Raw genomic sequence first — 21,609 nt, 5'->3', positions numbered from 1 at the left:
TGGAGTTCATGGCGGCGGCCCCGACGCAATTTCGGGGTTTGCCGCCAGCACCTGCGCATAATCCGGCGCTTCGCATAATTCCTTTGCAGCGCGATCAGCCGCATGGAGCGCTCGACCGGATTGTTGTCGATGTCGATCCGGCCGTCGTCCAGGTAACGGGTCAGCCCGGCCCAGTGGCCCAGCGCATAGTTGATCGCCTTGAGCGTCGGCGAGCCGCTGAACATGCGGCGGCGCTTTTCCTCGAGCCAGCCATGCAACGCCTCGATCACCGGCGCGCCGCGCGCCTGGCGGATAGCGACGCGCTCCTCGGGCGAGCGACCATGTATCTCGCGCTCGATCTCGTAGAGCACGGCGATCCGGGCGAGCGCTTCCTGCGCGATCGGCGCGGCATCGCCCTTGGCCGCATCGAAGAAGCCGCGGCGCACATGCGCCCAGCAGTAGGCGAGCGTCGCAGGTCCGCCCGGGCGGCCCGCCTTGCCGAACTGGCCATAGGCCTCATAGCCGTCGACCTGCAGGATGCCGCGATAGTCGCCGAGCAGCTTCGCCGCCCACATGCCGCCGCGGCCGGGCATGTAGGTGTAGACGATGGCGGGTGGGTCAGCCCCGCCATAAGGCCGCTCGTCGCCGACCATGGCCCAGAGGTAACCGGTCCTGGTCTTACCCGTGCCTGGCGTCAGCACCTTGGCGGTGGTCTCGTCGACGAACAGCCGGGCGCTGGCGAGCAGGCGCTGCTCCTGCAGCTCGACGATCGGCTTGAGGTAGCCCGCAGCGCGGCCCACCCAGTTCGCCAGTGTGGCGCGATCGATCTCCACGCCCTGGCGGGCCATGATCTGCGCCTGCCGGTAGAGCGGTAGGTGATCGGCGTACTTCTTGACCAGCACGTCGGCGAGCAGCGCTTCGCTGGGCAGGCCGCCCGGAACGATGTGCTTCGGCGCCCGTGCCTGCGCGACCCCATCGCCGCAGGCGCGGCAGCCCATCTTCGGCCGCACCGTCACCAGCACGCGGTACTGCGCCGGCACGATGTCGAGCCGCTCGGCCCGATCCTCGCCGATCCGATGCAGCGCGCCGCCGCAACTTGCGCAGGAGCAGGCCTCGGGCGCGATCTCGATCTCATGGCGCGGCAGGTGCGCTGGCAACGACGCACGAGGCGCATCCGCTGGACCCTTTCTCGCGGGCACGGCGCTCACCGCCGCAAGCGTATCGGCGCTTTGCTCCCGGATAGCTTCGACCTCGCCCATGGCGATGTCGGTGTCCTCGAACGCCAGCGCGAGCTGGTCGGCGGCCATCTTTTCCGAGCGCTTGCCGAAGTGCATTCGGTTCAGGACGTCGAGCAGATGCTGGAGTTTGGCGGAACGAACACGCTCGGCGATGATCATCGCTTTCAGCGTCCCGACGTCGTCGGGCAGATGTTCCAAGACCCCCGTCACGGCGCGGATTGCAGCAGATTGCGGGGCCTTTTCAAGCGCGGTTCGGCAGGGCGATTCAGGCGTGCGACCTACAGCGCCAGCACCGGCCGAGCCACCCTCGGAGCATGCAGAGGGCGTAGCGTGGAAGGTACGCTAAACAACGCTAAGGGAGAACAACCGAGGAACGCTTAGGCGGCGCGGCTGTCCGGCGGAAGATTGAGGGCCTTGCGGCCAGCGGAAGCGGCTGCACGATCCCAAAGGAAATCGCCGGAAAAGGCAATATGCTCCCAGCCAACCGGTGACGTATGGACAAGCAGATCATCGGGGACCGGGACCGCTGCCGATCGCAGATGCTGGGCGGCGTGGTCCATGTAGATCGTGTTCCAATAGACGATCGCCGCGATGACCAGGTTGAGGCCGGATGCCCGATATTGTTGAGCTTCATGGCTGCGGTCGATGATGCGGCCCTGGCGGAAGGTGTAGATCGCCTGCGTCAGGGCATGGCGCTGCTCGCTGTTGTTGAGGCCGGCATGGCATCGCCGGCGCAGATCGGGATTTTCGAGCCAGTCCAGCATGAACAGGGTCCGTTCGATCTTCCCGATTTCCTGTAGTGCGACGTCGAGCTGGTTCTGCCGTTCGTAGGCGGCGAGCTTTCGCAGCATGACCGACGGCGCGACGTGGCCAGCCTTGATCGACCCTACGAGGCGCAGTACGTCGTCCCATTGTTCATTGATGATGTCGGTGCGGATACGCTTGCCCAACAACGGGGCGATGGACGGATAGGCCGAAACCGGCGCGATCGGCGCAAGCCGCCTGTCCGGAAAGTCGCGCAGGCGCGGGCAGAAGCGAAATCCCAGCATCGCGCACAGGGCGAAGACATGGTCGGTCGCCCCGCCGGTGTCGGTGTAATGCTCGACGATCCTGAGATCGGTGCCATGGCTGGTGAGGCCGTCGAGGACATAGGGCGCTTCATGCGTGGCGGCCGAGATCACATTGACGTGGTAGGGCCCGCGCTGATCGGAAACATGGGTGTAGAAGCTGAAGCCATGATCGACGCCATAGCGGGCGTTGATGTCGCCGCCCGATGCGCCGCGCTTCGCGCCCCTGAAGAACTGACCATCGGAACTGGACGTTGTGCCGTCGCCCCATACCCGCGAGAATGGCAGGCGGTGGTGCGCGTTGATGAGGACGGCGAGCGCCGCGCGGTAGCTCTCGTCGCGGATATAGGCGTCATGGGTCCACAGGAGTTGATCGCGCGTGACTCCCTGGCTCGCGGCGGCCATGCGCGACAGGCCGAGATTGGTGGCGTCGGCGAGGATGGTGGCGAGCAGCGCATTTTCATTGGGACATGGCTCGCCGGTGCGCAGGTTGGTGAACGCCGAAAGAAAGCCAGTTTCCTGCGCCACCTCATGTAGCAGTTCGGTGATACGGATGCGTGGCATCATCGCATCGAGCCGGTCGGCCAGCGCTTCGGCGTCGGGCGTTGCGATCGTGCGAACGGGGGATATCTGGAGGCGGTCGTCGCGGTATCGCACACCCTCCAAAGCGTCGCGCTTCAGGCGCTGGGCGAATTTCTTCAGCCGCCAGTCCAGTTCGCGCCCCCGCTGTTCGAGCCATTCGCTGGCTGTAGGGGGCAGGCCAAGAGCCGATACGACCGGTTTCGCCTTTGCTTCGCTGAGCAGGTAGCTGTCGAACCGGCGGTATCCCGCCGATCGCTCCACCCAGACATCCCCGGAGCGGAGCTTGTTGCGCAGATGCGCGATCGTCGCGATCTCCCAGAGCCGTCGATTGATCTTGCCGTCGTCGCCCACGACGATTTTCCGCCATTCCTTGCGAAAGGGCATCGGAGCGTCGGTAGGCACATCGCGCTTGCCCGACCTGTTGAGGTCGCGCAGTATCTCAATGGCGGCGATCGTTTTCGCGCTGCCCTTTCCGGCCCTGAACTGTAGCGCTTCAAGCAGATCAGGGGCGAACTTGCGCAACGTCGCATAGCGGTCGGCCGCGACCGTCAGCGGATCAAGATTGGCGGTTTCCGCGATCGTCGCCACTTCCGGTCTGGCCTTCAGGAGGGTGTGCCATCCTACCGAGGCGTCCAGGACCTCCATCGGGTCTTCGCCGGTATCGACCGCATCGGTCAGCGCGTCGATCGTCCTGCCAAAGATCAGCATCAGCCGCGCCACGTTCTTCGACGTGGTGGCATAGCTGCGTGCCTGAGCGTTTTTCGCGCGGGTGAAGATGCTGCCGATCAGCTTGTCCGCCATTTCCAGGGCGTTGTCGGTCAGTCGTTCTTCAAGATCGAGCAGGAAAGCGACAAGTGTGGCGCGTCGGCGGGAGGGGATATACCGCTCAATCATATAGGCAGGAGAAGCGCGGCCTTCCCTGACATATTGCCGAAAGCGGTCCGCATGGATGCGGCCAGCCACGTCCGGAGAAATGCCGATCTTCCGCACTTGCCGCAGGCGGTCGAGGATCTGGCGGATGTGATCGGGCTTAGCCGCAATGGGAATGGTCTTGAGCAAAGCGAGTTGGCTCGTGCCGCCGGCGTCGTCGAAGAGCTGATCGAGGGCGTTGACCTGTTCGGTGCTGAGATCGGCGATCAGAGCATAGGCAGCTTGCTTGCGCGCACGCGCGCGTCCCGCGCTGCTGGTGCGTTCGATGGTGGAGATGGACGGCAGCAAAATCCGGGCCTCGCGCAGGGCGGTGACCACGCCCATCGCAATCGTCATCCCCTTGTCGGTCGCCCATGCCGCTTTCGCGGCCGCTTCGATCATGAAGGGAATATCCGCACGGGTCGCCCCCCGAAGGCCCAAGCGCACCGCCAACTCACGGGCATGATCCGTCATTGTCTGATCCCGCGCCGCATAGTTGGCCAGGTCGGTTACGTGCAGACCAAGTTGCTCCGCGACGAAAGCGGCGAGATCATGGGGTATTGCTCCCCTGTCCTGTATCAACTGCGCAAGCGTGATACCCGGGTGCCGCAGGAGCGCGAGTTGCAGCGCCACGCCCAACTGGTTCCGTCGCTCCCGTCGCGCGCCGATGATCTCGATATCCGAAGGTTCGAAGGTGTAGAGCCGTGCCAGGCGGTCGCGATCGGTCGGGATGGCGAGGATCTGATCGCGCTCGCGCTCGGTCAGGAGTTGATGCTTGCGCTTCGTCATGCCGGTTCCCGTCCACAAAAGGTCATCTGCGCCTATGGACAGCCATGAGTAAAGAGACATAGTATGTGGACGGATATGGATGGAGCGAAGCGGTCGCCCTTGATAACGTCCACAGAACGACCGTTTGGGAGACGCACGGGATGGGCGATATTCTGGGTTATGCCCGCGTCAGCACCGGCGATCAGGACGTGGCTGGACAGACCATGCGTCTGGAGGAGGCCGGCGCGATCAAGGTGTTCACCGACGTCATGTCGGGCAAGAGCATGGAGCGGCCCGGTCTGGCCGAACTGATCGCCTATGCCCGCAAGGGCGACACGCTGGCGGTGGTCCGCCTCGATCGGCTTGGGCGCTCGCTCGCCGAATTGCTCACCACGGTCGAGACGCTACGCGGCCAGGGCATCGCGCTCCTGAGTCTTGAGGAAAAGATCGACACATCGTCGGCCGCCGGCGAACTCATCTTCCATGTGTTCGGGGCCATCGCCCATTTCGAGCGGAGACTGATCTCCGAGCGAACCAGGGATGGGATCGCCGCCGCGCGCGCCAAAGGCAAGTTGCCCGGCCGTCAGCCGCTCGACATGTCCAAGGTACATGCCGCCATCAAACTGGTCGAAGCGAGCATCTCGCCGACAGAAGCAGCACGACAACTCGGCATCGGCCGATCGACCATCTATCGAGAAATGCGCCGCCTCGGCGTGGAAAGGCCCATCTGAATGTCCAGATCGAAATCGGCTCACGATCTTTCCGGCCTGATGAAATATGCGGATCGCGCGCCATGGGATGAGGCATTGGCCGAAATGCTGTCCGCGCATCTCGATCCGGCGAGCGAAGCGACCGGACTCGAGCCTGACGCCATATTCGAGATAATTGGCGATCACTGGCAAGGGCCGCTATGGGGCTGCGCCTTTGAAGATCTGCTTACGCAGGAACTGGAACCCGACGGTCGCAATCTGGTCGATGACTATCTCAAGCGCCGGGGCTGGAACGAAAAGGCGCCGAACAAGGCCTATATGCGCGCGTTACGCGATACGGTCATGTCGCTCTATGAGGTCAGCGAAGTCGTGCCTGGTCAGTCGATGACCTTGCGCGATCTGCTGCGCGACGTTGCTCCGGTGACGGTGCGCGAACACGGTGCAACCCAGACCCTGGTCAACTGGGACAAGATCGCCGCAAGGGTTGTCGACGTGAACGGGCGCCATGGCATTTCCGGAGCGCTGTTGCCGTTCAGCGCTGAGGGCGCCGTGCGAGTGGTCGAGGCATTTTCCCGACTTGCCGACGAAACTCAGGACACTGCGGAATTGGACCCGTCCGATCGGGACGCGCTTCTGGGAGCATCGGGACCGATGTTCACGAACATGTGGCTGCTCGACTGTCTGGGCAAGGCCATGCCCGGCAGCGCGCCGGATATGGTCAACGCCGACGGCGATGACCTGGTGTTCCACCGTATCGTTTTTCCGCTGGCGAAAGGCGTGGTCGGCAAGAGCCTGATCCGAAGGCTGAACGCGGCACAATGGCTGGAACCTGCCAGCGACAGTTTCTGGAACTGGCTGGCACCAGCGACGAAGAACAAGAAGCCGCAAGCGACCAAAGGCAAGCGGGCCTTCGTCACGACCATGGATGACGGCACGCCGGTTTTTGCCAATGTGGAACTGGCAGGGCGCAAGCTGATCGTCGAGGTAAACAGTGCCGCCCGCGCGGAGCGAGCAATTACCCAGATGGGCGAATGGCTTGGTGATTGCGTGAGCGCGCCTATGGCCGAAATCCGGACGCTCGATCAGGTTATGGCCGACGATGCCGCCCGCACGCCACAGGACGAGGCGCTGGATATTCCACCGCATGAAATGGAGCGCATCGTTCACGATATGCTGACCCGTGAATATACGAAAACGCTCGATGAGCCGGTCCCAGCCCTCAGCCACAAGACGCCACGCGTTCTGGCCTGTACAAAGGCGGGGCGGGTAAAGGTAGCCGACTGGCTCAAATATATCGAAAATGGCGCGGCAAAATCGGGCACCGCCGATCCGATGGGCACCTATGACTTTACATGGATGTGGGAAGAACTGGGGCTTAGCGACCTCCGGCGGTAACGGCCATCATGCGGTTCTTGAAATGTTCTCGCTTAGCGTTGTCTGGCGTACCTTCCACGCGATGCCCTCAGTAAAGGAATTCATACTCGCGAGAACAAGACTCTTGATCCTTTCGACCCCCCGGGGCTGTTGGAAACAAACCGACACTTTATTCCAGAATTTATTACTCCACCGGTAGGTACATATCCGGCCACGATGTAAATATTGCTCAGGAGATCTGGCGTTGTCAGGGCCGGCAACGCTGGTCGGAACGCCAGTAGCGCTCCCAGCGCGCGACGGTGCCGGTCGCAAGCATCGCGCAGCTGAGGTTGCGGCCATCGGCAAGAGTGCAGAAGGCACCGGTTCTGGCGCCGCCCGCCGGACCGGTCGAGAGACAGCGCATTGGCGCTGCGCGGACGCGGATATGGCTGATGCCTGCGTTGGCGATCCGAACCTCACCGCGCGAGCCGCCAAGCAGCTCCACCAATGCATTGCGCGCCGCGATCGGTCCAGCGCGGGGACAGGGATGGCCGCGACGGCAAGTACCATCCAGTTCGCGCGCGGCGATGCCCGCGATGCGGATGCGTGGACCCTCGGCACACCAGACCGGGCCATCGCCATCGGCGACAAGGGTGGGCGTGCAGAGGAATATCAGCCCTGCGGCCACGATACTCATGTAGCGATGGAGAGCTTCTTGCGCTTGCCGCGGCCGCGGCGGACGGTCGGTTGCCGGCCGAGGCCGATCTTCTTCGCGAGCTCGCGGCGCTGCTCGGCATAATTTGGCGCGACCATGGGATAGTCGGCAGGCAGCCCCCACTTCGCCCGGTACTGGTCAGGGGTCATCTGATAGTGGGTCATCAGGTGGCGTTTCAGCATTTTGAGCTTCTTGCCGTCCTCCAGACAGACGATGTAATCCGGCTTTATCGAAGCGCGGATCGAAACCGCGGGGACTGGGGCCTGTTGCTCAGGCTTGCCGGGCTGGCCGACGCTGGCGAGAGCGTCGTAAACCGATCCGATCAGCCGAGGAATATCGCCGACTTCGACCTTGTTGTTCGTCACATGCGCCGCAACGATGTCAGCCGTCAAAGTAATGAGATTCTCGTTGCGCCCCGCTTCCTCGCTCACAGCCCTGCTCCTGCTTACCGCCGCATCCGTAATGATCGCGGCGGGACCTGTTATCTGCTCGAATTAAGCGCGTCCATCGGTGAAAATGATACGGCGAACAGTCCAATAATCGATTGCAACCGAGGCCAGGTCGCTTTGAAGCGGCGCTTTATCCTGTCCGCCGGCTAATGCTGGTTCGTAGCGCCATTCGCCATTTGCCTGCCGACCGCTCGCCCGGACCTGGTTTGGCGATCGGTGCGCCGCGCGAGATGATTCAGCCCGGTGCGGTAGGCCCGAAGTGCGCCCGGCGCTTCGAATGATCAGTCCCTGATGTCATTGCCTGATTGGCAGGTCGCGTTACCCCCACACCGCGACCTGCCGCTGGCCCCCTTGCCTCGAAATAGGACAGGATGGTTAACAGCAATTTAACGTCGCGAGCCGGCGGCAATGCGATCGTGAACCTCTCCGGGATTCTCCTCCCCCCAACGCTGCGCCCGTCCAATCCATTTCCAGACGGCGCCTCAACCCTCCTGCATCCCTCCCTCATCCGCGCCAAAATAGTTTTCGAGACGCGCGGCCGTGTCGGGCGTCAGTTCGACAAACTGGCGCCTGCCATCGTCGGGATCGTCTATCTTCACGAGCAGCTTTGCCTCGCAAAGCTTGTTGACCAGCCGCAGCGCAGTGCTGGGAGGCGCGGTCGAAGCGAGGCAAAGGGCGCTCGTTGCCACCTTCTTGCCCTCGCTTTCGTGAATGAAGAGGTCGATCAGCATGTCCCAGGCCGGTTCGCCGAAGAGCTTTGGCGACCCGATCAGCTCTCGGCGGAACTGGCGGCGCTTATAGGCTCGGCGCGCATTTGCGAGCGCGGTTGACGCACTTTGCTGTTGTCCGCCGCCTCCCGACCCGGGATTGTCGCGCAGAACATGGGCGCAGGCGGGCGCACGATCAGATCCTATGCGCCCGCTCGCTGCGACGCGCTGGGCGTGGGTCGCCGTGACGACAATATGATCGACGATCTCGATATCGAGCGATCGACCAAGGTCGGAAAGCCTGCGCGTCGCGACGATGTCGTTTTCGCTCGGGGTCGCGTCGCCGCTCGGGTGATTGTGGACGAGAATGAGTCCGGTGGCGCCGTGCTCGATCGCGCGCCGAAAGATCGTTCTGGGATAAAGCTCGAGCTGCCGGACGGACCCATGGTGCAATTGCTCGTCCGCGATCAGGCGGTAGGAAGCGTCCAGGAAAAGGATGCGCAGCACCTCGTCCGGCAGCGATCCCATCGAGGCCATGAGATATTGGCCGAGCTTGGGGCAGGCAGGGTCGACCGGCTGCGTTGTCAGGTCGGCCTGCAGACCCTCAAGGAACATGTCCCGGGCGCCGAGCAGGATATCCGCGATCGAAGGGTGGTGACCCAGAACCCGCTCGAGCGCTTCTGGCGTTTGGGCCAGGATCCGTCCGATGCTGCGGAATTCCTGCAGCAGCGCGGCGGCTAGCCGCTCACCGTCATTCGGCTCGATGGACGCCAGAAAACGTGCCAGGACGGATCGCTGCCGCTGCGCCGCAAGCGCTGCTGGTGCCGCCAGGTTGCGAGGATGAGAAGGGGCGGGAGCAGCCAGGACGAAGCGACCTGCATCGTGAGATAGGCAATCGGGTTCATCGAGACGTCGAGCGCCCGGCTGATGTGCGCCAGCAGCGGCAGGACATGGAGGACGGCAACGATCATGGGCCAGAAGCGATGCGCCAGAAGCGCCAAGGCGATGGTCGCCGCCGAACCAATCAGGTCGATCACCAGGTAACCCAGGTCGACCGAATGATATTCCACCTGACCTGTCGAGACCAGCAGGCGATCGAGCAGGACCATCAGGATGGCAATCCCCACCATGACCCGCTCCGGAGCACCGCCCCGCCAGGCGGCGTAGCCGAGAGCCACCAACAGAAGGGCGATGAAGATTGCTATGCGCATCGTTCCCGCTTTTCATGCCAGTCGCTCCCGGTCAATCGCCGTCAGGCTACGGCCGCGAGATGCGGGGTCGTTTCCGCCGAGCCGGAGGGGCAATCGCGCAGATCGTAACTGCCCATTTCCTTGCCGATTTCGAGCAGGTCGCCATGGATCCGCAGGACGTCGCTGCTCACATCGACAAGCGACATCTGCGCCTTGGCGAGGCGCAGGATGGTCGCCTGGCCGGTCTTCGCGGGCGCACCGCTTTCGCGCCGCGCGGTCACCATGCTCGTCATCAGCGACGACAGGGCGATGATGGCGTCGTCGACCTTGGATTCAGCAGTCGGCACGTCGCGCTGCAGGCGGGCGGCCATCAGAGGTATGGATTGAGGCATAAGTTCTCCTTTGCCGGGCGCGCACCCGCGCGCCGGCGAACCGTGGGTCAAGTTGAACAGGTTCAGTTGGAGACGAGCCGCGTCAGCGCTTCCGCGATGCCGAGCCCCAGGAAAACGACGATGACCAAGGCGACGAGAATTCCCACCATGATCATGACGCGCGCCTGAATGCTGTGATCGTGTCTCCATCCGTCCCGGAACGGCAGGAAGAAGTCCCTCGATCCCTGGCCGGCGCCGAAGGTGGGCGCCGCACTGTCGCTCAGCTTCAGGACCGGTTCGGGATCGCCGTCCGGAAAGTCGGATGGCACCAGCGTCGGCGGCGAGGGAACCTGCACCGAGTCATATGTGATCCGGTCATATAGCTGTTTGAGACGCGCGTAGATGAGAGCTGCCTCGTCGCGATTGGCCGCGCCGAGGATGATCCGGGCAGCGGTGATGCGCTGGTCCACGGTCGGCTTGGAAATTCCGAGGATCCGAGCGATCTCTTTCGAGGTCTTACGCTCGATGAGCAGGTCGAGACAGGCGCGCTGCTTTTCGGTCAGGCGCAGCCAGCGTGCCAGGTCGTCATCTTCGTGCATCGTCATCGACATCACCGTCTTCGTTCTCGCCGAGGAGCGATCATAGGGGTGGCGCGAGGCTGCGCGGTCCCGCTGACGGCTTCGGGCAGGCCCGTCCGGAAGGATGCGTTCGACAAGACATGGCGGCGACGTAATCCGATTTTGCTCCTGATCGCCACCCCTTGGCATGTGAGCAAAGCCATGATGGCTCGTGCGGGTGCGCAAGAGACCGAGAACGCGCCATCGGCGGTGAGGCCTGACAAGCGGCTCCCCCGATGCACAGGCGGAAAGACCTTTTGTCGGCCATTCATCGGCTATTTCTTCCCGCCGCAAAGGCTATGGGTCGACTATTCAAGATTCCCCCCTTCGAATTCTCGGGCAATGCGACCGTCCCGGTTCGCATCATTGACGATAGTCAAGTTGCGAACAAGATTTGCTGTAGCCTCTCCAGCTACGCTCCCCAAAGCGGGTCTGGTCTCGCCGTCACCGCAAAAAGTCACGGATTGCACGGGCTGAAACACAGGTCGCGCGGGCAATCGCCGAACCTTTCATCAATCCTGTTGCAAGCGGGCGACGCCTTTATCTACTGGCGAAGGATTTGCTTTGGGGGGCCATCGTGGTGCGTTGTTTGTTGTGGGGAGTGGTGGGTCTGGCCGCTCTGTCTTGGAGTGGCTTTGCGCGTGCGCAGGAGCGCCATGTCGGCACCTACTCCGAAATCATCGTGACAGGGGAGAAAGCACGGAGATCCCTGCAGGACACGCCCAGCAGCGTGGCCGTGACCACCGCTCGGCGCATCGAGGAGGAGAATCTGTTATCACTCCAGGAGGTGTACGCGCGCACGGCGAATGTGACGGAGACGTTCAGCGCCGGCGGGTTCACTATCCGAGGCATCGCCGACCGCGGGATCATGGGCGGCGAGGGGGCAGCTCTCGCCACGATATTTGTCGATGGAGCTGCCGTGCCGGCCGCCATGGTTCATGCGTCGCCGGCGGATATGTGGGACGTCCGCCAGGTCGAGATTATGCGAGGCCCACAGTCGACCTTGCTAGGGCTGAACGCCCTGGCCGGGGCGGTCATCATGCGGACAGCCGAACCGACAATGGAATGGGAGCTGCGCGCTCGCGCCATGATAACGGACGCCGATGAGACGCAGTTCGCCGCCGCGCTGGGCGGTCCGATCGTATCCGGAGAGCTCGCATTCCGCGTCAGCGTGGAAAAGCGAGACGCCGACGGATTTACCTGGAATCCGACACGGCGCGCGCACGAGAATCCTCTTGATACGACCCAGGTCCGAGCAAAGCTCTTGTGGACGCCGACGGCCGTTCCGGGCTTCGAGGCGCGGTTCGGCTACACGCGCTATGACCGCTACAGCGGCTATTCGTTCAGCTTCACCGATACGTCTGTGCCCGACTTTTTCGACCGTCGGTGGAACTTCTCCGACAGTCCTAACGACAGTGAGGCGAGCACCGATATCGCGACCGCGGATCTGCGCTTCGATTTGGGCGCAGGTCTCTCCCTGACGGCGATCACGGCCTTCAATGAGATTAGCGAGTTCAATCGCTCCGACAACGACATGACGGCCGCCGATGGGGGCGCCTACGACCAGCAGAATCGCTATCGGACGTTCTCCCAGGAACTCCGGCTGAACTATGAGGGGGATCGCCTCAGCGGATTGATGGGGGCATTCTTCTACGATCGAAGGAACCGAAGCGCGACGGCGAGCGATGACAGCGTTCCGACGCCGGTCGACACGATAAGCGCATTGCTGCGAAGCAGTGGCATCGACGCGCCGACTGCGCAGTTGGTTGCCGGACTCTACAGCCGGGCGCTGGCAGCGATTCCGGTCGATTTCTCAGCGGATGCCTCTGGTCACGTGCGATCTTATGCCCTGTTCGGCGATGTTCAATTCAGGCTGACCGAGAGGCTCATGTTCACCGTGGGGTTTCGCTACGACCACGAAACGAACAGCTTGGGCATCGATCAGACCGCGCGGTTCGCGGGGGCCTATCCTGATCCGAGGGCTTTCGGCTCCACCGGGTCGCCGCTGTACCGCGCGGTGGTTGCAATCAACCAGGGCGTTGCCGGCATCGTAGCCCAAGCGAGCGGTTCGGCCGCCGCTACCGATCGGACCTTCGATGCGTTCTTGCCGAAGGCGGGGATCCAAATGGCCTGGACGCCGAACCTCAAGACTGGTTTCACGGTCCAACGAGGCTATCGGTCAGGCGGCTCGAGCGGCAATATCGCGCGTTCGGCGACCTTTTCCTACGATCCTGAATTCACCTGGAACTACGAGCTGTCGCTGCGTTCCGCGTGGCTCGATGGGCGGCTGACATTGAATGCCAACGCCTTCTATGTCGACTGGAAGGATCAGCAGGTTTCAGCGAACTTCGGCATGAGCATATACGACACGCATATCGTCAATGCCGGCTCGTCCCATCTCTATGGGTTCGAGATCGAGGCGACGCACAGCCCCAGCGGCGCTTTCGACTGGTACGCCTCGGTGGGCTACTCGCGCACGAGGTTCGATGAATTTGCCACGACGGTCGGCAGCGTGACGGACTATGACGGCCTTGAATTCGCTCATGCTCCGCGCTGGACGCTCGCCGGCGGCGTCAACATTCGTCCCGTCGATCGAGTGGCCATTAACTTGAACGCCAGCCATCGTTCAGCGGTTTTTACCGAGGTTCGCCTACCACAAAGCGCATCGCGGGCCAGCGGACGCACGCTGGTGAACGCGCGGGTCGCCTATGAGACAGGGCACTGGACGATGTCCGCTTTTGCCAGCAACCTTTTCGACGATCGATATTATCACTATCGCCTCGACGGGCTACCGCGTGCGGTCCTTGGAAACCCGCGCGTGCTGGGGATCGCGCTCGAGGCGCGGTGGTGATTTTGCGGCATGAGTAATGCCATAGATCGACAACCGGTCGTGGTACACGGCAGACGTACCGTTTGCTCTAGGCCGAACATCTGGATCCCCGCGCGCTGCCTCATCATCCCCTGCGCTCTGACGGCGGAATCGACGTTCAGCGCCTCGATGCTGACGGGGCCGGACATGTGCAGATAAGGCTTTACGCGAGCGGCGCGGGCAGCGTTGATCTGCTGCGCCGCCAGTTCCGGCTTCCAAACGGTCTTATTGCCAACGGAGTGGCCGAAATACGTCCCCTTGCCATCAAGGAGGTTTTCATAGCTCTGCGCGTGGCGAAGCTGTCTGACGTCGCGCGCCTCAAGCCTTGCGGTAACTTCCTCAGCGGTGAAGCGTCCATTTGATGCCTTGACCGATAATTCAATCTGGGCGGCGCGATTTTATATAGGGCATCGCGCTGGTAGCTGCACCGATCGTCGTCACTTCAAGGCCCCCGGCGAAAATAGTCTACCCGTGAACAATGCGACCGCGCGGGGCGATACTTAAGGTCCGGTCTCTCGCCGGCTCAAATCCCACGCCGTTTCACCTGAAATTAACCATGTCCTGCAATCGTCCGCGATTGGCTTGGCGGAAAGGGCGTTCTCGTGCGAATTGAAACAGCGAACAACTATCTGGCCGCGAGTCAGCGTCCATCATCGGCCGATCGCACCAGCTCGTCCTCATTCTCGGCGGCTCTCTCCACCGCGCCGGCAAGCACCGCTCAAACCGGGCCAGGCAGCGCCGCGCCGCCTGATTTCACCAGCATGACGCGCCAGGAGCTGTTCGACTGGATGAACGGCAAGATCAAAAGAGGCGAAATGTCGCTGGATGACAGCTCGGCGTTTCTCGGAATGACGGTGAAGATACCCGTTGGGACAGGGCAGGGCGCACCGATCGCGCTCGATGATTGGGAACGGGTCAACTTCGTGCAGCTCGCGCGGGACGGCATTGCAGGCGCCCAATCCCGAAACGACGCCATGACCCTGGCGATGCTACAGAGCGCCATGCAGATGATGCAAGGCGACCACGGCGCGAATATCAGCCGCCACGCCTGATCCTGCCGGCTCAAATCAACACCCGCTCCACTTCGTCCAGCGTCACGTCATCGGATCGCCGGTGGTAGAGCTGCGTCGTGCGGGTGGAGCTGTGGTTCGCCATAGTCGCGGCCGTCTCCAAGGTGCCGCCGTTCTTCAAATAGGTCGTGATGCCGGTCGCGCGGAACGAGTGGTTGCCGATCGCGGTGCCGATGCCCGCCGCGGTCGCGCGGCGGCGCACCATCAAGAAAGCATTGGCTTGGGCGAGGGGGGCATCGCTTAGGCGCTTAGTGCCGCGCGCGATCGTGCGGAACAGCGGCCCCCTGGCGCGCTCGCGCAAGCCGCAGCCGTCGATATAGGCGAGCAGATATTCCTCAAGGTTGTGGTGGCACGGCATTTCGTGCCGCTTGCCGCCCTTTTCGTGCAGGCGGACCCATAGGCGGCGGTTCTGGACGAAAGCATCGTCAACGGTCATGGCGACGGCCGCGCCGATCCGCGCGAAGCTATAGACCATGAGGCCGATAAGCGCGCGGTCGCGCAAGCCGGCATGGGTGGCAACGTCTATGGTGTCGAGTATCTGGCGCGCCTCGTCGGGGGCGAGAACGGGCGTCTTGCCGCGCCGCGCGCTGTGCGCCGGCCCGCGCACCGACGCGGCGGGGTTCACCGGCACGGCCTGGCCTGTCACCAGCCAGTCGAACAGGCGGCGCACGCCGGCGAGCTGCTGCTTGACGCTGGGCGGGGCCAGCTCGCCGCCTAGCGCCTCGATCCAGTCCGCGAAGTGGAGCGGCTGCACCTGGGCGAGCGAGGCGACACCGCGCGCCTCACACCAGGCCAGGAACTCGCCCGCCGCGCGCATATAGGCGCGGCGCGTGTGGGGATTGCGGATCGCAACGGCGAAGAACTCAAGGAATCGAAGCTGCGCGCGCTCGTCGGCCGCCGCGATCAACGCCGGCAGCGCCAGCGCAGCGACGATGCAGGCGAGGCCAGGGGGGCGAGCTGATTCATCGCGCGCGCTCCTGGCGGGCCGCGTCGATCGCCCGCTCGATCGCGCCGCGCGCCATCGGACTGTTCGACCAGCAGCTTGCGCCCAGCATCGCCGCGATGCGCCGGCACACCTCGTCCGCGCCCTGGCACGCCAGGGCTTCCATGCTGGCGATGCCAAGCGTTTCCAGGCGCTCAAGAACCGTGGGGCCGACGCCTTTCACGGCCAGCAGCACGGCGCGGTCCTCGGCGCTGAACCGGGCAGGGGAGGGCGCGGTCATTGCGCCGCCCTCTGCCACCGCGCCGGTTCGGGACGCGGCTTGGCGATCCATTGCTCTATTTTGGCGCAGACTTCTTCGTGCGGAATCCCCGGCCGCGGATCATCTATCGCGGCCTGAATACGACGCCGCAGCAACTCGTCGCGTAGATCGCCGTGCGGCTCCATTTCGATGAAGTTCTGGACGGTCAGGAACACCGCCTCGGAAGGATCGGCAAACCTGCCCCGTTCGATCTGCTCCAACAGCCAGTCGGCCTGATCTTTGGTAAGATACGCCTCGAAGCGCAAGCCCCCGGCGCGGGCCTGGTCGCGCAGCGCCGCCGCTTGGGCGCGCTCGGCCGCGTTGTCGTCCAGAAGCTCGTCGTCGGTCATATCGCCTCCCATTGATGGCGGTGGATCTCCGGCACGTTTAAACGGCCTCGGCCGGGTCGCCACGATAGCGCACCCAAAGGTCGCCCATCGCGTCGCGGTAGCCCCAGGCATCGGCGTAGGTCGTCGACTCCTGCGCCAGATAGGCCATGATCGTAAGCATATCCTCGGCAATAACGGCATCGACGTTGCACAAGTGGATGATCGGGAAATGCCCGCACTCGTCGCCGTTCCACCAGGCCAGGAGAAAATCCGCGACCTTCCATGATGCGCCGGTCTCGGCCGCGCGCGTCGGCGGCATGGCGATGGCGAGCAAGCGGCCGATCGCCGCGCCGGCCTCATCGAAGCTGACGTGCAGAATGACTGGGCGGCGCTGCGGGGGTGTCGTGGCCGAAGTGCCGGGGATCATTTCGGTAACCCGTTTTCGTCGTAGAGCAATTCGGCATGGTCAACATAGGGACGCTTCACATGCGCCGCGGCGCGGTCGGCGATAGTCAGCAGCTCGGCGCTGCGCCCACGCCGGGATGGCCTCATGCCAGCCATGAACGCTTCGTCCATCGGCGGATTGTCGGGTAGTTCATCGGTCATAGGGCCTCCATATCGGCGGCAAGCCATCTGCCTACAGATCGAGCTGCGAATGGGAGCCGAGACGGGCGAGGATCAGCCGGTCATCGTCAATGAGCCGGTAGATCAACACCAGGTCGGGCTTTACATGGCAGTCCCGATAGTCCTTCCAGTTGCCGGTCAAGGCATGATCCCGGTGCCGCGCTTCCAGCGGCGCATCCGTAGCCAGCGCCTCGATAATCCGCCGCAAATCGGTATCCAGCACATTGCGGCGCGGCCCTTTCGCCTCGCGCTTGAAGTCCCGGCGAAACGCCGTGGTGCGCTCAATCGTCCGCATGAAGATCGGCGAACAGCGCATCCACGGACGCAAACCGCTCGAGGCCGCCGCGCTCGACCTCGGCGAAGGCGGCCAGCGTTTCCGCGTTGGGCTGGAACAGCGCCGCCGGAATCTCCTTGTCCTGCGCGATCCGGGTCATCAACACGCGCACCACGTCGCTGACCGTCAGGCCCGAAGCCCGAATAACCTGACTGGCCGCATCCTGAATGTCGCCAGGAACGCGAGCCTGCACCATACGGCTTGCCGCCATGATAAACTCCTGCATCTGAAATCTGTATTTCAGTGTAATACACTTTGGGTGAAATTGCTAGAGGTGAATCCGGTTGCTGCATCGCACCCTGACATTGAGAGGCGTCCTCGCCGGCTTCGAGCTTCGCCAACCAGGCATCGGCTTCCTCAAGCGTCAGATGCAGGCCCGTCTGCTGATATTCGTCCCACACCCGTATGGCGTCCTGGCGGAATGCCTCGCGCTTTTCCTCACGTTCGACATACTGTGCGATGGCTTCGCGCATGATCCAATGCGAGCTGCGTCGACGCACTTCGGCCAGGTGCTGGACGCGCCCCTTAAGGGCGTCATCGAGTATGATTGATGTTGGCGCCACCATAGCGCGACCTCCGTAGCACCAGGCATACCTTGCGCTAAGCTACCTTATCTGGGCTGCGCCGACCAATTCTAGCGTCGACCGCGACGGCGAGTTCGATGTGTCCGCGTCAGTCTGGCTATGTCCGCTGTCAGGCTTCGTCAGGATGTTAGGGCCGGGGATTTCGGATGCTTTTCGGACCACATTCCCAGAAGGCGAGCACGTTTGCGGAATTCGTGCCCACCGAGGGTGATAGCTTTGCGCCACTCTCCGCGCCCCTTCCCTAAGCTGCCGACGCCCGCCAACCCTCAAGGTGCAGCTCGCAAGGGCAGAGGCGTTCTGCGCCAGATCACATAGCCGAATATTTCGCGCCGGTGGGCGCGCAGCTTGGGCCAAGGCCATCTCGTCTCGTGCCACCAGGCAATTCCGTGGCGATGGTCGTGCGCCTCGAGCCAGTCGCGGATCGCGGCGGGCGGCTCCGGCAGCTCCTGACCAGATTTCTCTTCGATGCGGTAGGACAGGAAAAAGGCGAGCCAGATGGCTATGGCCGCAACAGGAGCCGCGGTCCAAAGCGGAACCTCTAGGATGAAGCCCAAATAGGGCGCGAGCGCGGTCGGCTCGAGCCATAGCATCCCATGAAACACGGCGATCGTTTCAGCGATCAGCATGAGCAGCATGCCGAGGTGCCGCACGAGCTGTCCGTGGTTGCCGGGCCGGCATCGGGCACGCTGATAGGCGATGATGGTGGCATCGATCTGGCGGGCGCCGTCGCCAGGATCGTCGGGATTGAGGTGAGCGGCGAGCGCCGCATAATCGGCGGACCGGTCCTGCACAGCGTTATCCTCCAGACAGAATGCCATGAACGGGCGATGAGAAAGCGGCAGGCGCCATCGGTCCGAGGCCGCTCTCTCGAAACGGAACGAGAGGGGCCGGTCACAAGCCGAACGCCTTCCGCACGAGCGGCGCGATCCGCGCCTCTTCCACGTCGTCCGGAGAGACGCACAGAACCGGGGCGATCTGCTGCATGCGGGGGTGGGTCACGGCTTTCGCGGCGAGATAGGTTTCATCGGTGGATCCCATTGCCTCGACGATGATCTCCCGCGTTTCGCCGGTGCTGCGCGAGCGCGCTTCCAACAGAAAATCCGGGCGGCATGATCCGATTGGCGTGAGCGTGTCGAACACGGGCTTTTCGAGGAGAAGGTCGAGCCCTGCGCGATCGAAGGACCAGCGCAGCCGCAGCAGGTCACGCAGCACCGCGCGCTCGAACTCGGAATCGACAGGGATGAAGCGCTTTCCCGAGTAGATCGGCTGGGCATAGCCGCGAAGCGGCGCATAGCCATGCGCTTCGGGATATTGGCCCGCCACGACGATCGTCAGATAGGGGCCCTTGATCGTGTTCCCGCGGATCGAGGGGGACTGGACGCGGTTCGCCAGCACGACAGGATCGCTCCCGGCGACATGGATCGTCGAACCTTCGAACTTCTGCGTGAAGAGCGCGAGGAAGCCCTGGGGCGCATGCCCGGGCGGCCAGACTCGGGAGAGCTCGCGCAAGCGGGCATAGATGCGCTTGCTGTGGAGCGCCTGTGCATGCGTCCAGAGGGCACGGCCGAGCTCGATGCCCGGTGCGATTTCGACGCGCTGCGCCGCGATGGCCAGCGTCTTGAACTCGTCGCTGATCGAATGTTCCGGGTTCTCGTCGGAGAGGCAGAGCGTACGATTGAGACCGGAGAGGTTGATAAGACGCCAGAGCAATCGGGCGAGCCTTGGCACCGAGGCCTGGCGCGTTCTGTCGTCGCTGCTTTCCTCTTCGGGACGCTGCGCCAGCTTCTCGGGCGCCGGGCGCAGCACCTCGAAATAGCCGGTCGGCGGATCGGCCGGGCTCTCCTGCGTTCGCACTTCGCTCAGCCGGTTGGTGGCCTGATCGCGGAAGAACGGGCAGTCCGCCCTGTGTTCGGGACGGTTAACGCTGGTGAGACGGCGCAGATAGTAGGTTTCTGCTTCCGACAGGAACGCCGGCGTCAGGATCGGGGGCGGAGCGTCGGCCGACAAACAGTCGCAGGCGATCCACCTCTCGCCGATGCGCGCCTGCTGGACAAGCATGATCCCCGCTTCCTCGTCGGCGCGCGAACCCTGTCCGACATACCAGCGGACGAGAGCCTCTCGGACGGGCGCGGGAAGCGCAATTCTCCCTGCGCGGGTCCCGTCCGTATTGCGCGGGATCAGCCACATCGGCGCCTCCTGATCTTGATTTTTGAGGCTGACACTGCTCGGGCACGCGGATTGACAACCCGGCGGCCGCTGATCTTCCCTTGGCCTGTTTCGGTAGCAGGGAGGGTGCAATGAGGGCGTTGGGGATCGGTTTCGGCATTGTGGCGCTGGTCGTGTCGGGGGGCGCGGCAGCCCAGGGGAAAGAGGCCAAGCCCGCGCGCAGAGTGCAGCTCATCACGATGACCGCGCCCGGGCCGGAGAGCCGGCCGGATGCAGCCGCCGAACCCCCGAGCGTGCCCAACCCGGTGTCGACCGGTGCCCGTCCGCCGGACTTTCGGGTGCATGACCTCAGCCGCCGGTGGGTGGAATTCCAGATGGCGAACAGCTTCACGAACAGCGGCGTTGCGCTCGAGCAGGCAGCAAGCGGAAGCGCCGGGAGTGAAGGCTCGGCCGCCTCCGCCGAATGGTTGCCGCCGGCGCCTGCCATCCCCGTTCCTGCGTGGATGCGCGGCGGCGCGAGCTTCGATTTCGCGGCCAATCGCTTCGAGCCAGGCTGCGGCGTCCTTCCCTATCGGCCGACAGGATTCTTGAGGGCGGACGCTGAGAGCAGGCGCGCCAGCTATTATCAGCTGATGAGCGGGATCGCGTGCGAATACGGCATTCCGGTCGGGTTGTTCGATGCGATGATCATTCGCGAAAGCCGCTATCGCACCGATGCGCTGTCGCCCAAGAACGCCTTCGGCCTGACCCAGCTGATGCCCGGGACGGCTGCCTCGCTGGGAGTGAACCGCTATAGCGTCGAGGATAATCTGCGCGGCGGAGCGAGATATCTTCGCCAGCAACTCGACAGGTTCGGCCATTATCATCTGGCGCTTGCCGCATACAATGCCGGGCCTGGCCGCGTCCGTGGCGGGCTCGTGCCGCGCATCGCCGAGACGCAGGCCTATGTCGACAATGTCCTCATGAACTGGGCGCGCTTGAGCGGCGTCTACCGGCAAGCAACCGTGCTGCCGCGCCAGACCGCAAGCGTCTTCCCGCCTCGGTCGGTGCCGCCCGCGCGCGTCGCGAGCGTCTCGCTCTTCTAGGAGCGCGGCGGGGAAGGGCCCGGCGCCGAATCCGGTCGGGCTAGATCCGGAAGTCATCGCTCTCGGCCAGGCGTGCACGGCGGGCCAGCTTGGCGCTCACCTCGTCCAGCAGTTTCCGGACGACGGCTCGCCTGACCGGCACCGCCCATTCCGGGCGGACTTCCGAGCCATCGATGCCTTCGAGTTCTTCGAGCAGAACGATCAGGCCTTCCGGCATGTCGACGAATGCGTCGCAGATCATTGTGAAGAGCACGTCATGGCGCTCGATCAGGGGCTGCGGGATCGTCCCGCTTGCCTTGATGCGCACATAGGCCGCGACGATGTCGGTTCCGAGCGCGTGCAGGATGATCTGAAGCTCGTCCACAGTCATGGGCGACCGCTTCGTGGGGTCGCTGTGCAGCAGCAGTCCCAGGCGCGTCTTGCTGATGCCGGTGAGGGCGGCGAGCTTGCGTTGCGGGATGTCCTTTCGGTCCATCATGCACCGAATGAGCGGTACGAAATCGCGCAGGATCGTTTCGTCATCCGGCTCGAGCACGAACTATGATCCAGCTGTGGCGCGAGACGACATTAGCCCGCCTTATTCACCAAAAGTGTCCTGAAGGGTTGGCGGGAGTGGCGTAAGCCTCTGATCTGAATTAGGAACTGGGTGTCT

The 21,609-nt window shown here is 63.6% G+C and carries 23 protein-coding genes and 2 pseudogenes; 6 read left to right on the top strand and 19 right to left on the bottom strand.

Going from position 1 to position 21,609, the window contains the following annotated elements:
* A partial coding sequence (gene tnpC, locus K7W03_RS21815) for an IS66 family transposase (RefSeq protein WP_222887297.1) occupies window positions 1-1,415 on the bottom strand: 1,415 nt, incomplete at its 3' end.
* Window positions 1,416-1,594: 179 nt separating this feature from the next.
* Window positions 1,595-4,564, bottom strand: a complete 2,970-nt coding sequence (locus tag K7W03_RS21810; protein ID WP_222887296.1) for a Tn3 family transposase — start codon at window positions 4,562-4,564, stop codon at window positions 1,595-1,597.
* A 140-nt stretch (window positions 4,565-4,704) separates the two neighbouring features.
* On the opposite strand from K7W03_RS21810, the gene K7W03_RS21805 reads away from it, so the two are divergent.
* Together K7W03_RS21805 and K7W03_RS21800 are read left to right on the top strand one after the other, a co-directional pair.
* Window positions 4,705-5,274: a recombinase family protein gene (locus K7W03_RS21805; RefSeq protein ID WP_013849886.1), complete on the top strand. Its 570-nt coding sequence runs from the start codon at window positions 4,705-4,707 to the stop codon at window positions 5,272-5,274.
* Window positions 5,275-6,648: a hypothetical protein gene (locus K7W03_RS21800; protein WP_031293519.1), complete on the top strand. Its 1,374-nt coding sequence runs from the start codon at window positions 5,275-5,277 to the stop codon at window positions 6,646-6,648.
* A 226-nt stretch (window positions 6,649-6,874) separates the two neighbouring features.
* Here the strand turns inward: K7W03_RS21800 and K7W03_RS21795 are convergent, their stop codons facing one another.
* The 6 genes from K7W03_RS21795 to K7W03_RS21770 all read right to left on the bottom strand — a co-directional run bounded on the left by K7W03_RS21795 (window position 6,875) and on the right by K7W03_RS21770 (window position 10,649).
* Entirely contained in the window at window positions 6,875-7,303 is a 429-nt protein-coding gene (locus K7W03_RS21795; protein ID WP_020818599.1) for a hypothetical protein, read from the bottom strand.
* Entirely contained in the window at window positions 7,300-7,752 is a 453-nt protein-coding gene (locus tag K7W03_RS21790) for a MucR family transcriptional regulator (protein WP_020818598.1), read from the bottom strand. The genes K7W03_RS21795 and K7W03_RS21790 overlap by 4 nt, the downstream gene beginning before the upstream one ends.
* A 500-nt stretch (window positions 7,753-8,252) precedes the next feature.
* Complete coding sequence (locus tag K7W03_RS21785) at window positions 8,253-9,092, bottom strand: JAB domain-containing protein (protein WP_158500939.1); 840 nt, start codon at window positions 9,090-9,092, stop codon at window positions 8,253-8,255.
* A 122-nt stretch (window positions 9,093-9,214) separates the two neighbouring features.
* Entirely contained in the window at window positions 9,215-9,688 is a 474-nt protein-coding gene (locus K7W03_RS21780; RefSeq protein ID WP_020818528.1) for a hypothetical protein, read from the bottom strand.
* Window positions 9,689-9,729: 41 nt separating this feature from the next.
* Window positions 9,730-10,038, bottom strand: coding sequence for a hypothetical protein (locus K7W03_RS21775; RefSeq protein ID WP_020818527.1), 309 nt, complete (start codon window positions 10,036-10,038; stop codon window positions 9,730-9,732).
* Window positions 10,039-10,121: 83 nt separating this feature from the next.
* Complete coding sequence (locus tag K7W03_RS21770; protein WP_020818526.1) at window positions 10,122-10,649, bottom strand: helix-turn-helix transcriptional regulator; 528 nt, start codon at window positions 10,647-10,649, stop codon at window positions 10,122-10,124.
* Window positions 10,650-11,232: 583 nt separating this feature from the next.
* On the opposite strand from K7W03_RS21770, the gene K7W03_RS21765 reads away from it, so the two are divergent.
* The 3 genes from K7W03_RS21765 to K7W03_RS21755 all read left to right on the top strand — a co-directional run bounded on the left by K7W03_RS21765 (window position 11,233) and on the right by K7W03_RS21755 (window position 14,576).
* On the top strand, window positions 11,233-13,506 hold the full coding sequence (locus K7W03_RS21765; protein ID WP_235589629.1) for a TonB-dependent receptor: 2,274 nt from the start codon (window positions 11,233-11,235) through the stop codon (window positions 13,504-13,506).
* 167 nt (window positions 13,507-13,673) lie between these two features.
* The gene (locus K7W03_RS21760; protein WP_020818524.1) at window positions 13,674-13,886 is read left to right on the top strand and encodes a hypothetical protein; all 213 of its coding nucleotides are present in this window, start codon (window positions 13,674-13,676) and stop codon (window positions 13,884-13,886) included.
* Window positions 13,887-14,126: 240 nt separating this feature from the next.
* Window positions 14,127-14,576: a hypothetical protein gene (locus K7W03_RS21755; RefSeq protein WP_021224259.1), complete on the top strand. Its 450-nt coding sequence runs from the start codon at window positions 14,127-14,129 to the stop codon at window positions 14,574-14,576.
* A 10-nt stretch (window positions 14,577-14,586) separates the two neighbouring features.
* On the opposite strand, the pseudogene K7W03_RS21750 reads toward K7W03_RS21755, so the two are convergent.
* From K7W03_RS21750 to K7W03_RS21705, 10 genes and pseudogenes are all read right to left on the bottom strand, one after another.
* Window positions 14,587-15,560, bottom strand: a pseudogene (locus tag K7W03_RS21750) (tyrosine-type recombinase/integrase).
* Window positions 15,557-15,817 (bottom strand): hypothetical protein, encoded by a 261-nt coding sequence (locus K7W03_RS21745; RefSeq protein ID WP_020818521.1) that lies wholly within the window; start codon window positions 15,815-15,817, stop codon window positions 15,557-15,559. Before K7W03_RS21745 ends, K7W03_RS21750 begins: the two are co-directional and overlap by 4 nt.
* Window positions 15,814-16,185 (bottom strand): hypothetical protein, encoded by a 372-nt coding sequence (locus K7W03_RS21740; RefSeq protein WP_020818520.1) that lies wholly within the window; start codon window positions 16,183-16,185, stop codon window positions 15,814-15,816. The genes K7W03_RS21745 and K7W03_RS21740 overlap by 4 nt, the downstream gene beginning before the upstream one ends.
* A 37-nt stretch (window positions 16,186-16,222) precedes the next feature.
* Complete coding sequence (locus K7W03_RS21735; protein ID WP_020818519.1) at window positions 16,223-16,591, bottom strand: hypothetical protein; 369 nt, start codon at window positions 16,589-16,591, stop codon at window positions 16,223-16,225.
* Window positions 16,588-16,770: a hypothetical protein gene (locus tag K7W03_RS27940; RefSeq protein ID WP_020818518.1), complete on the bottom strand. Its 183-nt coding sequence runs from the start codon at window positions 16,768-16,770 to the stop codon at window positions 16,588-16,590. The genes K7W03_RS21735 and K7W03_RS27940 overlap by 4 nt, the downstream gene beginning before the upstream one ends.
* A 31-nt stretch (window positions 16,771-16,801) precedes the next feature.
* Entirely contained in the window at window positions 16,802-17,083 is a 282-nt protein-coding gene (locus K7W03_RS21725) for a type II toxin-antitoxin system YafQ family toxin (RefSeq protein ID WP_020818517.1), read from the bottom strand.
* Window positions 17,070-17,333, bottom strand: coding sequence for a type II toxin-antitoxin system RelB/DinJ family antitoxin (locus K7W03_RS21720; RefSeq protein WP_021224639.1), 264 nt, complete (start codon window positions 17,331-17,333; stop codon window positions 17,070-17,072). The genes K7W03_RS21725 and K7W03_RS21720 overlap by 14 nt, the downstream gene beginning before the upstream one ends.
* 124 nt (window positions 17,334-17,457) lie before the next feature.
* A pseudogene (locus tag K7W03_RS28375) lies at window positions 17,458-17,688 on the bottom strand (CopG family ribbon-helix-helix protein); the annotation flags it as partial.
* A gap of 284 nt (window positions 17,689-17,972) precedes the next feature.
* Window positions 17,973-18,497, bottom strand: a complete 525-nt coding sequence (locus tag K7W03_RS21710; RefSeq protein WP_037485683.1) for a hypothetical protein — start codon at window positions 18,495-18,497, stop codon at window positions 17,973-17,975.
* 100 nt (window positions 18,498-18,597) lie between these two features.
* The gene (locus K7W03_RS21705; RefSeq protein WP_020818513.1) at window positions 18,598-19,893 is read right to left on the bottom strand and encodes a hypothetical protein; all 1,296 of its coding nucleotides are present in this window, start codon (window positions 19,891-19,893) and stop codon (window positions 18,598-18,600) included.
* A 110-nt stretch (window positions 19,894-20,003) separates the two neighbouring features.
* Between K7W03_RS21705 and K7W03_RS21700 the strand changes: the two genes are divergently transcribed.
* Window positions 20,004-20,957: a lytic transglycosylase domain-containing protein gene (locus K7W03_RS21700; protein ID WP_021223069.1), complete on the top strand. Its 954-nt coding sequence runs from the start codon at window positions 20,004-20,006 to the stop codon at window positions 20,955-20,957.
* Window positions 20,958-20,997: 40 nt separating this feature from the next.
* On the opposite strand, the gene K7W03_RS21695 is transcribed toward K7W03_RS21700, so the two are convergent.
* The gene (locus K7W03_RS21695; RefSeq protein ID WP_020818511.1) at window positions 20,998-21,492 is read right to left on the bottom strand and encodes a helix-turn-helix domain-containing protein; all 495 of its coding nucleotides are present in this window, start codon (window positions 21,490-21,492) and stop codon (window positions 20,998-21,000) included.
* Between the last annotated feature and the right edge of the window lie 117 nt (window positions 21,493-21,609).

Source organism: Sphingobium sp. PNB (genome assembly GCF_019873065.1).
In the GTDB taxonomy this organism is placed as follows: Bacteria; Pseudomonadota; Alphaproteobacteria; order Sphingomonadales; family Sphingomonadaceae; genus Sphingobium; species Sphingobium fuliginis.
Note: the sequence above shows the minus strand (reverse complement) of the source record. Positions and strands in the feature narration are given on the sequence as shown.

Excerpts from the sequence above, each read along its gene's own strand:
- K7W03_RS21810 (WP_222887296.1), bottom strand. The coding sequence starts at position 4,564 with ATGACGAAGCGCAAGCATCAACTCCTGACCGAGCGCGAGCGCGATCAG.
- K7W03_RS21805 (WP_013849886.1), top strand. The coding sequence starts at position 4,705 with ATGGGCGATATTCTGGGTTATGCCCGCGTCAGCACCGGCGATCAGGAC.
- K7W03_RS21800 (WP_031293519.1), top strand. The coding sequence starts at position 5,275 with ATGTCCAGATCGAAATCGGCTCACGATCTTTCCGGCCTGATGAAATAT.
- K7W03_RS21795 (WP_020818599.1), bottom strand. The coding sequence starts at position 7,303 with ATGAGTATCGTGGCCGCAGGGCTGATATTCCTCTGCACGCCCACCCTT.
- K7W03_RS21785 (WP_158500939.1), bottom strand. The coding sequence starts at position 9,092 with ATGTTCCTTGAGGGTCTGCAGGCCGACCTGACAACGCAGCCGGTCGAC.
- K7W03_RS21780 (WP_020818528.1), bottom strand. The coding sequence starts at position 9,688 with ATGCGCATAGCAATCTTCATCGCCCTTCTGTTGGTGGCTCTCGGCTAC.
- K7W03_RS21775 (WP_020818527.1), bottom strand. The coding sequence starts at position 10,038 with ATGGCCGCCCGCCTGCAGCGCGACGTGCCGACTGCTGAATCCAAGGTC.
- K7W03_RS21770 (WP_020818526.1), bottom strand. The coding sequence starts at position 10,649 with ATGTCGATGACGATGCACGAAGATGACGACCTGGCACGCTGGCTGCGC.
- K7W03_RS21745 (WP_020818521.1), bottom strand. The coding sequence starts at position 15,817 with ATGACCGCGCCCTCCCCTGCCCGGTTCAGCGCCGAGGACCGCGCCGTG.
- K7W03_RS21740 (WP_020818520.1), bottom strand. The coding sequence starts at position 16,185 with ATGACCGACGACGAGCTTCTGGACGACAACGCGGCCGAGCGCGCCCAA.
- K7W03_RS21735 (WP_020818519.1), bottom strand. The coding sequence starts at position 16,591 with ATGATCCCCGGCACTTCGGCCACGACACCCCCGCAGCGCCGCCCAGTC.
- K7W03_RS27940 (WP_020818518.1), bottom strand. The coding sequence starts at position 16,770 with ATGACCGATGAACTACCCGACAATCCGCCGATGGACGAAGCGTTCATG.
- K7W03_RS21725 (WP_020818517.1), bottom strand. The coding sequence starts at position 17,083 with ATGCGGACGATTGAGCGCACCACGGCGTTTCGCCGGGACTTCAAGCGC.
- K7W03_RS21720 (WP_021224639.1), bottom strand. The coding sequence starts at position 17,333 with ATGGCGGCAAGCCGTATGGTGCAGGCTCGCGTTCCTGGCGACATTCAG.
- K7W03_RS21705 (WP_020818513.1), bottom strand. The coding sequence starts at position 19,893 with ATGTGGCTGATCCCGCGCAATACGGACGGGACCCGCGCAGGGAGAATT.
- K7W03_RS21700 (WP_021223069.1), top strand. The coding sequence starts at position 20,004 with ATGAGGGCGTTGGGGATCGGTTTCGGCATTGTGGCGCTGGTCGTGTCG.